This is a genomic window from Streptomyces sp. NPDC042002 (genome assembly GCF_055588305.1).
Genome location: NZ_JBVJCT010000001.1, coordinates 517,886 through 531,833, shown reverse-complemented (window position 1 = coordinate 531,833; position 13,948 = coordinate 517,886). Strand labels below are relative to the sequence as shown.

The following is a 13,948-nucleotide window of genomic DNA, read 5'->3' as shown; positions in this document are numbered from 1 at the left end:
AAATCAATCCGATGGCCACTGGGCCGTCTGGCCTCAGAATTCGCCGGTCCGGGTGCGCCGGGGTCGCCGGTTACGCTCTGATCGTCGACCCCACCGTGAGCGAAGAGAGCACCGCCGTGACCCACCCCTTCCTTGACCTGGCGCCGCTGAGCGCCGCCCGCTTCGCGTCGATCGAGGACCGTGTCGCCCGGCTGCTCTCCACCGAGCGGGACGTCGTGATCATGCAGGGTGAGGCGCTGCTGCCCCTGGAGGGGGCCATTCGCGGCACGGCCGGTCCCGGCACCACCGCGCTGAACGTCATCACCGGCCCCTACGGCCAGACCTTCGGGAACTGGCTGCGGGACTGCGGGGCGACCGTGATCGATCTGGCGGTGCCGTTCCACACCGCGGTCACCGCCGAGCAGGTCCGCGAGGCCTTCGCCGAGCACCCGTCGATCGACTTCGTGTCGCTCGTGCACGCCGAGGCCGCCACCGGGAACACCAACCCGGTGGCGGAGATCGGCGAGGTCGTACGGGAGCACGGCGCGCTCTTCTACCTGGACGCCGTCGCGTCGATCGGCGCCGAGCCGGTGCTGCCGGACGCCTGGGGCGTCGACCTGTGCGTGATCGGGGCGCAGAAGGCGATGGGCGGTCCCGCCGGGGTGTCGGCGGTGTCGGTGAGCGAGCGGGCGTGGGCGCGGATGGCCGCGAACCCCGGCGCCCCTCGCCGCTCCTACCTCTCCCTGCTGGACTGGAAGGAGCGATGGGTCGACGCGGGCCGCACCGCTCTGCCGCACGCGCCGGCGCAGCTGGAGATGCTGGCACTGGAGGCGTGTGCCGAGCGGATCGAGGGCGAGGGTCTCGACGCGGTGATGGCCCGTCACGCCTCGGCCGCCGCGGCCACCCGGGCGGGAGCCGTGGCCCTCGGCGGGGGCCTCGCGCCGTACGTGGAGGCGGCCTCCGACGCGGCGCCCGTCGCCACCACGCTGCGGGTGCCCGAGGACGCGGACGCGTCCGCCGTGGTCGCCAGGGCACTGGCCGTGGATCCCGCGCTGCCGCTCGCCGCGGGTGGCGGCGCTCTCGCGCAGTCGATGATCCGCGTGAACCACTACGGCCCCGACGCCACCCGGGGTGCCGTCCACGCCGGCCTCGCGGGCCTGGGCGCGGCGCTGGCGGAGTCAGGCTTCCCGGTGGACCTGGAGGGGGCGCGCCGGGCCGTGGCACTGGCCTGGGGCTGACCCCGAGGCACCGGCGGAGGCGTCCGCGCCTCCGCCGGGACGCGGAAACCCCGGATTGCCGGGGCACGGAACCCCGCCCGGTCGAGTGCGCCCCGGGGAGCCGGGGCGCGGAATTCTGACGCGGAAATGCGGTGGGGATTGCGCATCCCCTTCATACGCTTATCCTGCCCTTAATTCTGAGCGGAATTATTCGACGCGGCCTCTCGCAATCTTCTGCCCCCTCACCGCGTACGTAAACGCAAAGATTCCGCGAACGCCGACGACACGATTCGAGCAGGTCACCCGCACATTTCGACCCTGTGACGGACTCCACAACGCGTCCGCTTTCTATGGTATTTTCCGGGTGAAAACGGTACGCAAAGTCGCATACGATGCCGGCCTTTCACGGGCGCGTGATAACACATGGATGCGCTGTACGTAACCCCGTCCGACGATGCAATTTGAGCTTTCCGTCGGTAAATTCAATCCGCATGACCGCCGCACACACAGACCTGTCAGCGGAATTCCTGGAAATGCCGGAGGGCCTTCGGATCGACCGTCCGGAGGTGGCCGACGGGGCCGCCCTCTGGCGTATCGCCAAGGACTCCCGAACCCTCGACCTGAACTCCTCGTACAGCTATCTGCTGTGGTGCCGTGACTTCGCCGGCACCTCGGCGGTGGCGCGCGACGCCGAGGGACGGCCCGTCGGTTTCGTCACCGCGTATGTCCGCCCCGAGCGTCCCCGCACGCTCCTCGTGTGGCAGGTGGCCGTCGACGCGGCGCACCGCGGCCGCGGACTGGCCGCGCGACTGCTCGACGGGCTGACCTCGCGGGTGGCCGCCGAACGCGGGCTGTCCGTCGTCGAGACGACCATCACGCCGGGCAACACCGCCTCCGAGCGCCTGTTCACGTCGTACGCACGGCGTCATGGCGCGGCCGTCGAGCGCGAGGTGCTGTTCGAGACGGGTCAGTTCCCCGACGGGCCGCACGACCCCGAAGTGCTGTACCGCATCGGCCCGTTCTCCCGCTGATCCTCGTCCTCCCGCACGACTCTCCCCCACGTTCTTCCTCCCCCCACGCACAGAGGAGCCATTAGCCGTGACCATCACCCAGCCGGACCTGAGCGTCTTCGAGACCCTGGAGTCGGAGGTGCGCAGCTACTGCCGCAACTGGCCCACCGTCTTCGACCGGGCCCGGGGCAGCCGGATGTACGACGAGGACGGCCACGAGTACCTCGACTTCTTCGCGGGTGCCGGGTCCCTGAACTACGGGCACAACAACCCCGTGCTCAAGCGGGCCCTGATCGACTACCTGGAGCGCGACGGCGTCACTCACGGGCTCGACATGTCGACGACCGCCAAACGCGGCTTCCTGGAGGCCTTCCAGAACCTGGTGCTGCGGCCGCGCGACCTGCCGTACAAGGTGATGTTCCCCGGGCCGACCGGCACCAACGCCGTCGAGTCCGCGCTCAAGCTCGCGCGGAAGGTGAAGGGCCGCGAGTCGATCGTGTCGTTCACCAACGCCTTCCACGGCATGTCGCTCGGCTCGCTCGCCGTGACCGGCAACGCCTTCAAGCGGGCCGGCGCCGGTGTCCCGCTGGTGCACGGCACCCCGATGCCGTTCGACAACTACTTCGACGGCCAGGTCCCGGACTTCCTGTGGTTCGAACGGCTCCTGGAGGACCAGGGCTCGGGCCTCAACCAGCCCGCCGCGGTGATCGTCGAGACCGTGCAGGGCGAGGGCGGCATCAACGTCGCGCGGCCCGAGTGGCTGCGCGCCCTCGCCGACCTGTGCGAGCGCCGCGACATGCTGCTGATCGTCGACGACATCCAGATGGGCTGCGGGCGGACCGGCGCGTTCTTCTCCTTCGAGGAGGCCGGCGTCGTGCCCGACATCGTGACCGTGTCCAAGTCCATCAGCGGGTACGGACTGCCGATGTCGCTGTGCCTGTTCAAGCCCGAGCTGGACATCTGGGAGCCGGGCGAGCACAACGGCACCTTCCGCGGCAACAACCCGGCGTTCGTCACGGCCGCCGCCGCCCTGGAGGCCTACTGGGCCGACGGCTCCGCCATGGAGAAGCAGACCCGCACCCGCGGCGAGCAGATCGAACAGGCGCTGATCTCCATCACCGAGGAGAACCTCGCCGACATCAAGGAGTACCGGGGCCGCGGGCTCGTCTGGGGCATCGAGTTCAAGGACAAGGCCCGCGCCGGGCGGGTCGCCCAGCGCGCCTTCGAACTCGGGCTGCTCATCGAGACGTCCGGCCCCGAGAGCGAGGTCGTGAAACTGCTGCCCGCGCTCACCATCACCCCCGACGAGCTCGACGAGGGCCTGCGCACCCTCGCCCGCGCCGTCGGCGAGACCGCCTGACCGGCCGCCCGAGAGACCCGGGCAGCGCGAACCACGAGAAGCACGAGAGAGAGGCATCGCACCACCGTGATAGTCCGTTCGTTCAAGGATGTCGAAGGCACCGACCGGCACGTGAGGGCCGCGACCGGTACCTGGGAGAGCAAGCGCATCGTCCTCGCCAAGGAGAAGGTCGGCTTCTCCCTGCACGAGACGATCCTGTACGCGGGTACGGAGACCCAGATGTGGTACGCGAACCACATCGAGGCCGTGCTCTGTGTGGAGGGCGAGGCCGAACTCACCGACGAGGAGACCGGCCGGAAGCACTGGATCGAGCCCGGGACGATGTATCTGCTGGACGGCCACGAGCGCCACACCCTGCGTCCCAGGACCGACTTCCGCTGCGTCTGCGTCTTCAATCCGCCCGTCACCGGACGGGAGGACCACGACGAGAACGGCGTCTACCCCCTGCTCACCGAACCCGAGGAGGCGTGACCCACCGATGACCACACTCACCGATCCGTACCCCAGCCGCGCCGCCACCGAAGTGGCCCTGCCCCGCCAGGACCCGGTCATCTGGAGCGCGCCGGACGGACCCGGCCCGATCCCGGTCGACCGGCTCCAGTCGTACGAGCGCGACGGGTTCCTCTCCGTCGAGGAACTCATCACCGAGGACGAGGTCGCCGTCTACCGGCAGGAACTGGAGCGGCTCGTCACCGATCCGGCGATCCGCGCCGACGAGCGCTCGATCGTCGAGCCGGGGACGCGGGAGATCCGGTCCGTCTTCGAGGTGCACCGGATCAGCGAGATCTTCGCCCGCCTCGTACGCGACGAGCGCGTCGTCGGCCGGGCCCGGCAGATCCTCGGCTCGGACGTGTACGTCCACCAGTCGCGGATCAACGTCAAGCCGGGGTTCGGGGCCGGCGGTTTCTACTGGCACTCGGACTTCGAGACCTGGCACGCCGAGGACGGTCTGCCGAACATGCGGACCGTGTCCGTCTCGATCGCGCTGACCGAGAACCACGACACCAACGGCGGCCTGATGATCATGCCGGGGTCGCACCGGACGTTCCTCGGATGCGCGGGGGCCACACCGAAGGACAACTACAAGCAGTCGCTCCAGATGCAGGACGCCGGAACGCCCTCCGACGAGGCGCTCACCCGCCTCGCGAGCCTGCACGGCATCAAGCTCTTCACGGGCCGGGCCGGTTCGGCGACCTGGTTCGACTGCAACTGCATGCACGGCTCGGGGGACAACATCACCCCGTTCCCGCGCAGCAACGTCTTCATCGTGTTCAACAGTGTGGAGAACGCGGCGGTGGAACCGTTCGCGGCCCCCGTGCGCAGGCCGGAGTTCATCGGGGCGCGGGACTTCACACCGGTGCGGTGACACTGCCCCGCCGGCACTCGGTGGGCGGCCTCGGGGAGCCCGTGCTCCCCGGGGCCGCCCGACGTGCGCCGGCCGTCTCGCCGGTCAGCCGGCGAGCACGTCCAGCAGCCGGTCGACGTCGGCGGCGGTGTTGTAGAGGTGGAACGACGCCCGCAGATTGCCCGCGCGGTTCGACACCTCGATGCCGGCCCGGCTCAACTCGCCCTGGCGGTGCCCCAGTCCGGGCACCGAGACGATGGCGGAGCCGGGTGCCGGCAGCGGCTCGTGGTCCAGCGCGGCCAGACCCGCGCGGAACCGGCCGGCGAGGGCGAGGTCGTGCGCGTGTACGGCGTCCACGCCGAGTTCCTCGATCAGCGCGAGGGAGTGACGCACCCCGGCGTAGGTGAACAGGGCGGGACTCACGTCGAAACGGCGCGCGGAGTGGGCGAGTTCCTGCACCGGGCCGTAGCAGCTGTCCCAGGGCTTCTCCCCGGCCACCCAGCCGGCCAGCAGCGGGGTGAGCCCGCCGAAGTCCTCGGGCACGACGAGGAAGGCGGCGCCGTGCGGGCCCAGCAGCCATTTGAAGGTGGTGCACACGGTGAAGTCGTAGCCGTCGGCGTCGACCGGCAGCCAGCCCGCCGCCTGCGAGAAGTCGACGTAGGTGCGCGCCCCGTGGGTGCGGGCCGCCTCGCGCAGCGCGGGCAGATCGGCGATCCGTCCGTCGGCGGACTGCGCGGCACTGACCGCGACGAGTGCCGTGCCGGACCGCACGGACTCGGCGAGCCGCTCCAGCGGCACGGCGCGCACCTTCAGGTCGCCGCGGACGTGGAACGGGTTCAGCACGGAGGTGAAGTCGTCCTCAGCGGTGAGAACTTCGGACCCGGGGGCCAGCCCGGTCGCGACCAGCGCGGTCTGGGCGGCGACGGACGGGCCGGCGGCGACCCGGGCGGCCGGGACGCCGGCCAGCCGGGCGAAGGCGGCACGGGCCAGCTCGACGTCCTCGAAGAGTGAGTCGATCGGCCTGCCCTCGGCCCGCAGGGCCACCGCCTCGTGCAGGGCGGTGACGGTCCGGGCCGGCAGCAGGCCGCTGCTGGCCGTGTTCAGGTAGGTGTTCTCCGGGGTGAACTCGGCGCGGACGAGGCTCTCGAAGGTCTCCATGGCACAACTGTGCGGCCCCGTGGACTTCCCGTCCATTGCCGTTTTCTGCGTGGCATTCCCAAGGAACGCTTATGCATCAGCCCTGACCTGCCGCTTTCAGGACTGCGGCACCGCGCACCCGTCCGGGCCGCACGCCTCGGCGTCGGCGCCTTCGTCCTGGACCAGCGTGAGCTGCGGGCGCTCGCCCCAGGCCTGGGCCAGCGCCTGGGCGAAGACCTCGGCGGGCTGCGCGCCGGAGACGCCGTACGCGCGGTCGAGGACGAAGAAGGGGACGCCGTTCGCGCCCAGCTCGGCGGCCTCGCGCCCGTCGGCGCGGACGTCGTCGGCGTAGGCGGTCGGGTCGGCGAGCACCTCGCGGGCGTCGTCGGCGTCGAGCCCGGCGGCGACGGCCAGCTCCACGAGCCGCTCGTCGTCACCGAAGACGCTCCGCTCCTCGGCGAAGTTGGCCTTGTAGAACAGGCCGATCAGCTCGTCCTGCCGGCCCCGCGCCTTGGCGAGGTGCAGCAGGCGGTGCATGTCGAAGGTGCTGCCGTGGTCGCGGTCCCGGGTGCGGTACGCGAGGCCCTCGGCGGCGGCCTGCGTGCCGAGGTTCTCCTCGCCCGCCCGCGCCTGCGCCTCGCTCATGCCGTACTTCTTGGTGAGCATCGTGAGCACCGGCTGGATGTCGCCCTTGGCGCGGCCCGGGTCGAGCTCGAAGGAGCGGTGCACGACCTCGACCTCGTCGCGGTGCGGGAAGGCGTCCAACGCCTTCTCAAAGCGCGCTTTCCCGACATAGCACCAGGGGCACGCGATGTCGCTCCAGATTTCGACGCGCATTCTTCGGCTCTCTCTCCAGGTCGTACGGATACGGGACACCCTCCAGGGGAGTCGGTAGATGAACGTTCAAACGGCTCGGGTCATTCCCCGGGCGCGGAGCGGGACGGGGTTCCGGGATCGGAACCGGTGGCACCGGCACCGGACACCCGGCCGGACACCGCGTACCGCAGATACAGGTGGTGGTCGCCCTCGGCGGGCGGGTTCTCCGGGTCCGGTACCCAGCCCAGGCGGGCGTAGAAGGCCTGGGCGCGCGCGTTGTCGACGTGCACGTCGAGCGTCGCCGCGCTCTTCCCGTCCGCCTGCCATTCCTCCACGCAGGCCGCGTGCAGCTCCGTGCCGATACCGGCCCGCCAGCGGTCGGGATCGACATGGAACTGGTGGAGCTTGACCGTGTCGGCGGGCGCGCCCTCGGCCGTACGGAAGGAGGCGATGCCCGCGATACGGCCGTCCCGCACGACGCACAGGACATGGCCGTCGGGGCGCTCGATGGCGCTCCGCCAGGCCGCGAGCCAGTCGGTACCGTCCCGCGGCACTCCGTCCGGGTAGTACGTCGCCCGAGCCCGGGCGTGCAGTTCGGCGACGACGGCCGCCTCGGAGGGCAGCGCGGTCCTGATCACCCGCCGCACACGGTTCACACGGTCCTCGATCATGCCGATGAGGACGTGGCCGCGGACGGTCCGGTTCCGCGCGGGCCGAACCGGGTGCGGAAACCGGCCGCGGAACCGGGCCGGGCGCGCCCGCTAGCTGCCGTCGCGGAGATCCTGCGGCCAGTCAGGCCTGAACTCGATGGCGTCGTACGTCACCACACAGCCCTCCCCCATCGGCGACTGGGTCATGAAACCCACCAGCGCCGCCCCGGTCTCCTTCTCGCCGGCCAGGGTGAAGAGGCGGACGAAGGTCCAGCGCTCGCCGTCGCGTGAGGCGTGGAAGGCGAAGGCGCGGTCCGTGCGGCTCACCCGCAGCCAGACGGAACTGCCCTCCACGGTGAAGGAGTTGGCATCGTCGGAGTGTCCCCGGGTGACCACCGTGCAGACGGTGGGCACGTCCGGGGAGTACTCCAGACACAGCTTCGCCCAGGCCCGCTCCCCGACGTGGACGTAGAGCACGCCCGCGTCGAAGGCCGCCCCGAAACCCACCGTCACGCGGGCGATCAACTGGAAGTCGCCCTCCGGCGAGCCGAGCAGCCGCGGCGCGTCCGAGGCCGGGTCGAGTCCTTCACCGGTGGGCGGCACGAAGCGGTCCTGCCGGGGCCCGGCCCAGCCGGTGAGCACGCCGTCCTCGTACGACCAGTGCCCGCCGGGGCCGTAGGTGCGGAGGGAGAAGGGGAGTTCGGGGAGTGTGACGTCCATGGATCGAAGTCTCTCAGGTTCACGGCCCGCCCTCCGGGGGCGCGGGGCGCCGCGTGATCGGACACGCGGCACCCACGGCACCTGCGGCCCGCGAAGGACCGGTGAGGACCCATAGGAACCGGGAAAAGGCCGGAAAGGGACCGGCCCGCTTCGGAACTAGCGCTCCAGCCGCCCGTCGTACCGGCGGGGCAGCCCCAGCGGGTTGTCGTCGCGCAGCTCGGGCGGCAGCAGCGCCTCGGGCACGCCCTGATAGGCGACCGGCCGCATCCAGCGCTCGATCGCGCTGCCGCCGACCGACGTGGACGTCGAGGTCGTCGCCGGGTACGGCCCTCCGTGGTGCTGGGCCGGCGCGACCGCGACCCCCGTCGGCCAGCCGTTCACCAGCACGCGACCCGCGAGAGAGGTCAGTTCGGCGAGGATCTCCGCGCCGCGCCCCTCGCCCGCCGCCTCCTCCGCGGAGAGCTGCACCGTGGCCGTGAGGTTGCCCGGCAGCCGGGAGAGCACCGCGCCGGCCTCGGACTCGGACTCGTAGCGCGCCACGACCGTGAGCGGCCCGAAGCACTCCTCCAGGAGCAGATCGTGCTCGCCCTCGGCCGCGAGCCTGCTCGCGGGAACGGTCAGGAAGCCGGGGCTCACCGTGTGCTCGCCGCCCGCGCCCGGTGTCACCGGGGCCTGGACGTCCGGGAGTCCGGCGCGCCGGGCGACCCCGGCGATGAAGTTGTCGCGCATACGGTGGTCGAGCAGGACGCCGGAGGCGGTGTCGCTCACCGCGTCGGTCAGGGACTTCAGCAGACGGTCGCCCGCCGCGCCGGCCGGAGCGAGCACCAGGCCCGGCTTCACACAGAACTGGCCGACGCCCAGGGTCATCGAACCGGCGAGTCCCGCGCCGATCTCCTCGGCGCGTTCGGCGGCCGCGGCCTCGGTGACGACGACGGGGTTGAGGGAGCCCAGCTCGCCGTGGAACGGGATCGGCACCGGACGCGACGAGGCCGCGTCGAACAGCGCGCGCCCGCCGCGGATCGAGCCGGTGAACCCGGCGGCCGTGATCAGCGGATGCCGGACCAGCTCGACACCGGCCTCGAAGCCGTGGACGAGACCGATGACACCCTCGGGGATGTCGTGCCGGGCGGCGGCGCGGCGCAGGACGGCCGCGACCAGCTCGGAGAGCGCCGGGTGGTCGGGGTGGCCCTTGACCACGACCGGGCAGCCCGCGGCCAGCGCGCTCGCCGTGTCGCCGCCCGCGACCGAGAAGGCGAAGGGGAAGTTCGAGGCCGAGTACACGGCCACGACGCCCAGCGGCACCTTGTAGCGGCGCAGGTCCGGGATCGGCGGGGTCGCCGTGCCGTCCGGGTGGTTGATGACGACGTCGAGGAAGGCGCCCTCGTCGACGATCGAGGCAAAAGCACGCAACTGGTAGCAGGTGCGGGCGAGTTCGCCGGTGAGCCGGACCGGGCCGAGCGCGGTCTCCGCGTCGGCGGCCTCGACGAGCTGGTCCTTGGCGCCTTCGAGCAGGTCGGCGGCGGTGCGCAGGAACGCGGCGCGTACGGTGCGGTCGACGAGAGCGGGACGGGCGGCGTGCGCGGCGCGGACGGTGTCGTCCACCTCCTGGGCCGTGGCCTCGACCGCGACCTGCTCCCGCTGCTTCCCGGTACGGGGGTCGACACTCCAGACTGGTGCTGCTGCCACCGCGGGTCCCTTCAGATGTAATGCCACAGTTCTTGTGTCGCTCACCAGGGGTGTTCGATATGCTGAACGCTGTCTCTGATGGTGAACTCCTGTTGGAGACTATTTCCCGTCCAACGAAGGGGTCAAGGGCGATGTCGGCAGGCGAGACAGGCGGCGGGGCGCAGGTCAAGTCCGCGGTGCGGACCGTGGAATTGCTGGAGTACTTCGCCGGCAAGCCCGGAATGCACTCCCTGGCCGCGGTCCAGGAGGCCGTCGGCTATCCCAAGTCCAGCCTCTACATGCTCCTTCGCACGCTCGTGGAGCTCGGCTGGGTCGAGACGGACGCGACGGGCACGCGGTACGGCATCGGCGTACGGGCCCTGCTGGTCGGCACCTCGTACATCGACGGCGACGAAGTGGTCGCCGCGGCCCGTCCCACCCTCGACCGTCTCTCCGACGACACCACCGAGACGATCCACCTGGCGCGCCTGGACGGCACGAACGTCGTCTATCTGGCCACCCGGCAGTCGCAGCACTATCTGCGCCCCTTCACCCGGGTCGGCCGCCGGCTGCCCGCCCACTCCACCTCGCTCGGCAAGGCGCTGCTGGCCACGCACACCGACGAGCAGGTCCGCAAGATGCTGCCGGAGACGCTCCCCGCGCTGACCGAGCACACGATCACCGACCGGGAGAAGCTCATCGAGGAGCTGCGCCAGGTGCGGGAGCAGGGCTTCGCGGTGGACCGTGAGGAGAACACGCTGGGACTGCGCTGCTTCGGCGTGGCGATCCCGTACCGTACGCCCTCCCGTGACGCGATCAGCTGCTCGGTGCCGGTGGCCCGGCTCACCCCCGCGCACGAGCAGATGGTCAAGGACGCCCTGTTCGACGCCCGCGACCGCCTCACCCTGGCCACCCGCAGGCTCTGACGGGCGAGCCGCCCGCCCGGTGGCTCCATGAGGGATCCATGAGAAAACCGGGCGGACGGGAACGATTCGCCCCTGATCGCTCGTCCTTCTGTGCGGGATGAACAAGACGATCAGGCGTGCCGCCGTCTTCACTCTGCTGCTCGTGCTCTCCCTGCTGGTCAGGGCGACGTGGGTGCAGTTCTACGACGGCAGGGCACTCGCGGACGACAAGAACAACCGACGGAACATGATCTCGCTGTACGCGAATCCCCTCGGGAACATCATCGTGGCCGGTGACGCGATCACCGGCTCCGCGCAGACGACAGGGGGCGACCTCAAGTACAAGCGGACGTACAAGGACGGCAGCCTGTACGCGGCGGTCACCGGCTACAGCTCGCAGGTGTACGGGGCGACCCAGCTGGAGGGCATCTACCGGAACCTGCTGGACGGCACGGACCTCCGGCTGAAGAACCCGCTGGACACCCTGGCCGACAAGCGCGCCGACCCCGGTGATGTGATCACGACGATCGACCCGGCCGTGCAGAAGGCCGCGTACACGGCGCTCGGGAGCAAGAAGGGCGCCGCCGTCGCGATCGACCCGAAGACCGGCAAGATCCTCGCGGTCGTCTCGACACCGTCGTACGACCCGACGTCGATCAGCGCGGGCAACACGAGCGTCTGGCAGCGGCTGACCAAGGACGCCGACAAGCCGCTGGTCAACCGCGCGCTGCGGCAGCCGCTGCCGCCGGGCTCGACGTTCAAGCTGGTCGTGGCCGCCGCCGCGCTGGAGGACGGGCTCTACGCCGACGTGGACGCGAAGACGGACAGCCCGGCCCCGTACACCCTGCCGGGCACGACGACCGTCCTGAAGAACGAGAACACGTCCGCGCCCTGCGAGAACGCCTCGATCCGGGTCGCGCTCCAGTACTCCTGCAACAACGTCTTCGGGAAGATGGCGGTCGACCTGGGCCAGGACAAGGTCAGGGCGATGGCGGAGAAGTTCGGCTTCAACGACTCGAAGCAGGACGTGCCGGTGCGGGCGTACACCAGCGTGTACCCCTCGGGCATGGACAAGTCGTCCACGGCGCTGACCGGCATCGGGCAGTTCGACGTCACCGCGACCCCGCTCCAGATGGCCATGGTGTCCGCCGCCATTGCCAACGACGGCAAGTTGGTCTCGCCGCACATGGTGTCGCAGACCAGTGACGCCAGCGGCGATGTGCTGAGGAACTACGACGACAGCGCCGGCACCAAGGAGATCGTCAGCTCCGGAACGGCCCGGCAGCTCCAGTCCGCGATGCAGACGGTCATCGAGGACGGCACGGGCACGAACGCCCGGATCCCCGGCGCGACCGTGGGCGGCAAGACCGGAACGGCCCAGCACGGCGAGAAGAACAGCAAGACGCCGTACGCCTGGTTCACGTCGTACGCGAAGTCGGACTCGGGCGGCAAGGAGGTCGCCGTCGCGGTGATGGTCGAGCAGTCGGACGCGGCGCGCTCGGAGGTCAGCGGCAACGGACTGGCGGCACCGGTCGCCAAGGCGATGATGCGGGCGGCGCTCCAGGGCTGACGCCCGGGGCGCTGTGCCCGAAGCCGGGACGGCCCCGCACCCTCGGGGGTGCGGGGCCGTCTCCCGTACGGGGCTCCCTCGGAGCGTTACTTCACGCCGAGCAACTGCTCCACCGGGTCGATCGCGAAGTACACCAGGAACAGCGCCGAGGCCGCCCACAGCAGCCAGTTGACCTCCTTGGCCTTGCCCAGCACCGTCTTGATGACGACGTAGGCCAGGAATCCGGCGCCGATGCCGTCGGTGATGGAGTACGTGAACGGCATGGCCACGATGGTCAGGAACGCCGGGATCGCGATCTCGTACTTGTCCCAGTCGATGTGCTTGACATGGGTCATCATCAGGAACCCGACCGCGATCAGCGCGGGCGCCGCGGCCTGGAGCGGGACGATGGTCAGCAGCGGGGTGAGGAAGAGCGCGAGGCCGAAGAGGCCGCCGGTGATCAGGTTGGCGAAGCCGGTACGGGCGCCCTCGCCGACGCCGGCCGCGGACTCGATGTAGGCGGTGTTGGAGGAGGCGGAGCCCAGACCGCCCGCGACGGCGGCGGCGCCGTCGATGAACAGGACCCGGCCGATGCCCGGCACCTGCCCCTGCTCGTCGAGCAGCCCGGCCTCGGCACTGATCCCGACGATGGTGCCCATGGCGTCGAAGAAGTCCGACAGGATCAGCGTGAAGACCAGCAGGACCGCGGTGAGTACACCGGCCTCGGCGAAGCCGCCGAACAGGCTGAAGTGACCGATGAGTCCGAAGTCCGGGCTGGCGACGATCTTGTCCGGCACCTTGGGGGTGGTCAGGCCCCAGCTCTTGATGTCGGCGACGGCGTTGATGACGATCGCGACGACGGTCATCGTCACGATGCTGATGAGGATCGCGCCCTTCACCTTGCGGGCGAGCAGCGCGATGGTCAGCAGGACACCGAGACAGAACACGAGGACGGGCCAGCCGGTGAGACGGCCCACGGCACCGAGCTGCACGGGGACGGTGGTGTTCGCGATGTCCGGGATACGGCTGACGAACCCGGCGTCCACGAAGCCGATGAAGGCGATGAACAGACCGATGCCGACGCCGATGGCCTGCTTGAGCTGCTGCGGGATCGCGTTCATGATCGCTTCCCGGAGGCCGGTGAGCACCAGGACGCAGATCAGGACGCCTTCGAGGACGACCAGGCCCATCGCGTCGGGCCAGCTCATCAGCGGCGCCAGCTGGAAGGCGACGACGGCGTTGAGGCCGAGGCCCGCGGCGATGGCGAGCGGGAGGTTGCCGCCGACACCCATGATGACGGTCATCACACACGCCACCAGCGCGGTGGCGGTGACCAGTTGGCCGGTGTCGAGCGTGTGCCCGAACTTGTCCTTGGCGCTGCCCAGGATGATGGGATTCAGGACAAGGATGTACGCCATAGTGAAGAACGTGGCGAATCCGCCGCGTATCTCCCGGCCTATGGTGGAACCTCTGGCGGATATCTTGAAGAACCCGTCGACCCCACCTGCCGCCGGTGTTGCGGCACTTGGCCGGTTGTCGACCTTTTGAGCTTCGGACATGGCGATTCTCCTCGTTGCCTGCGCGCGCGGTGTGCG

At 70.4% G+C, this 13,948-nt stretch carries 13 protein-coding genes; 7 read left to right on the top strand and 6 right to left on the bottom strand.

The features are described 5' to 3' along the window. The first annotated feature begins 116 nt into the window (after window positions 1-116). The 5 genes from ACZ6KY_RS02310 (at window position 117) to thpD (ending at window position 4,932) form a co-directional block, all read left to right on the top strand. The gene (locus ACZ6KY_RS02310; protein WP_469308502.1) at window positions 117-1,217 is read left to right on the top strand and encodes a pyridoxal-phosphate-dependent aminotransferase family protein; all 1,101 of its coding nucleotides are present in this window, start codon (window positions 117-119) and stop codon (window positions 1,215-1,217) included. A 470-nt stretch (window positions 1,218-1,687) separates the two neighbouring features. Next, entirely contained in the window at window positions 1,688-2,227 is a 540-nt protein-coding gene (gene ectA, locus ACZ6KY_RS02305) for a diaminobutyrate acetyltransferase (RefSeq protein ID WP_469308402.1), read from the top strand. Between the two features lie 67 nt (window positions 2,228-2,294). Beyond that, entirely contained in the window at window positions 2,295-3,566 is a 1,272-nt protein-coding gene (gene ectB, locus ACZ6KY_RS02300) for a diaminobutyrate--2-oxoglutarate transaminase (RefSeq protein WP_469308401.1), read from the top strand. Between the two features lie 66 nt (window positions 3,567-3,632). After that, window positions 3,633-4,037, top strand: a complete 405-nt coding sequence (locus ACZ6KY_RS02295) for an ectoine synthase (RefSeq protein WP_469308400.1) — start codon at window positions 3,633-3,635, stop codon at window positions 4,035-4,037. Window positions 4,038-4,044: 7 nt separating this feature from the next. After that, window positions 4,045-4,932, top strand: a complete 888-nt coding sequence (thpD, locus tag ACZ6KY_RS02290; RefSeq protein WP_469308399.1) for an ectoine hydroxylase — start codon at window positions 4,045-4,047, stop codon at window positions 4,930-4,932. An 84-nt stretch (window positions 4,933-5,016) separates the two neighbouring features. Here thpD and ACZ6KY_RS02285 read toward each other — a convergent pair whose 3' ends face one another. From ACZ6KY_RS02285 to ACZ6KY_RS02265, 5 genes are all read right to left on the bottom strand, one after another. Then, window positions 5,017-6,069: an aminotransferase class V-fold PLP-dependent enzyme gene (locus ACZ6KY_RS02285; RefSeq protein WP_469308398.1), complete on the bottom strand. Its 1,053-nt coding sequence runs from the start codon at window positions 6,067-6,069 to the stop codon at window positions 5,017-5,019. Between the two features lie 96 nt (window positions 6,070-6,165). Beyond that, window positions 6,166-6,885 (bottom strand): DsbA family oxidoreductase, encoded by a 720-nt coding sequence (locus ACZ6KY_RS02280; protein ID WP_469308397.1) that lies wholly within the window; start codon window positions 6,883-6,885, stop codon window positions 6,166-6,168. A gap of 80 nt (window positions 6,886-6,965) precedes the next feature. Next, entirely contained in the window at window positions 6,966-7,535 is a 570-nt protein-coding gene (locus ACZ6KY_RS02275) for a GNAT family N-acetyltransferase (RefSeq protein WP_469308396.1), read from the bottom strand. Between the two features lie 90 nt (window positions 7,536-7,625). Continuing rightward, window positions 7,626-8,234: a DUF1349 domain-containing protein gene (locus tag ACZ6KY_RS02270; RefSeq protein ID WP_469308395.1), complete on the bottom strand. Its 609-nt coding sequence runs from the start codon at window positions 8,232-8,234 to the stop codon at window positions 7,626-7,628. Window positions 8,235-8,390: 156 nt separating this feature from the next. Further along, on the bottom strand, window positions 8,391-9,920 hold the full coding sequence (locus ACZ6KY_RS02265; RefSeq protein ID WP_469308394.1) for an aldehyde dehydrogenase (NADP(+)): 1,530 nt from the start codon (window positions 9,918-9,920) through the stop codon (window positions 8,391-8,393). A 131-nt stretch (window positions 9,921-10,051) separates the two neighbouring features. Between ACZ6KY_RS02265 and ACZ6KY_RS02260 the strand changes: the two genes are divergently transcribed. Further along, a complete protein-coding gene (locus tag ACZ6KY_RS02260) occupies window positions 10,052-10,825 on the top strand; it encodes an IclR family transcriptional regulator (protein WP_355843630.1) in 774 nt (257 codons plus the stop codon). Window positions 10,826-10,922: 97 nt separating this feature from the next. Then, complete coding sequence (locus ACZ6KY_RS02255; protein ID WP_469308393.1) at window positions 10,923-12,374, top strand: peptidoglycan D,D-transpeptidase FtsI family protein; 1,452 nt, start codon at window positions 10,923-10,925, stop codon at window positions 12,372-12,374. A gap of 86 nt (window positions 12,375-12,460) precedes the next feature. Here ACZ6KY_RS02255 and ACZ6KY_RS02250 read toward each other — a convergent pair whose 3' ends face one another. Then, the gene (locus ACZ6KY_RS02250) at window positions 12,461-13,912 is read right to left on the bottom strand and encodes an NCS2 family permease (protein WP_469308392.1); all 1,452 of its coding nucleotides are present in this window, start codon (window positions 13,910-13,912) and stop codon (window positions 12,461-12,463) included. Between the last annotated feature and the right edge of the window lie 36 nt (window positions 13,913-13,948).

Excerpts from the sequence above, each read along its gene's own strand:
- ACZ6KY_RS02270 (WP_469308395.1), bottom strand. The coding sequence starts at position 8,234 with ATGGACGTCACACTCCCCGAACTCCCCTTCTCCCTCCGCACCTACGGC.
- ACZ6KY_RS02255 (WP_469308393.1), top strand. The coding sequence starts at position 10,923 with ATGAACAAGACGATCAGGCGTGCCGCCGTCTTCACTCTGCTGCTCGTG.
- ACZ6KY_RS02280 (WP_469308397.1), bottom strand. The coding sequence starts at position 6,885 with ATGCGCGTCGAAATCTGGAGCGACATCGCGTGCCCCTGGTGCTATGTC.
- ACZ6KY_RS02260 (WP_355843630.1), top strand. The coding sequence starts at position 10,052 with ATGTCGGCAGGCGAGACAGGCGGCGGGGCGCAGGTCAAGTCCGCGGTG.
- ACZ6KY_RS02285 (WP_469308398.1), bottom strand. The coding sequence starts at position 6,069 with ATGGAGACCTTCGAGAGCCTCGTCCGCGCCGAGTTCACCCCGGAGAAC.
- ectA (WP_469308402.1), top strand. The coding sequence starts at position 1,688 with ATGACCGCCGCACACACAGACCTGTCAGCGGAATTCCTGGAAATGCCG.
- ACZ6KY_RS02275 (WP_469308396.1), bottom strand. The coding sequence starts at position 7,535 with ATGATCGAGGACCGTGTGAACCGTGTGCGGCGGGTGATCAGGACCGCG.
- ACZ6KY_RS02250 (WP_469308392.1), bottom strand. The coding sequence starts at position 13,912 with ATGTCCGAAGCTCAAAAGGTCGACAACCGGCCAAGTGCCGCAACACCG.
- thpD (WP_469308399.1), top strand. The coding sequence starts at position 4,045 with ATGACCACACTCACCGATCCGTACCCCAGCCGCGCCGCCACCGAAGTG.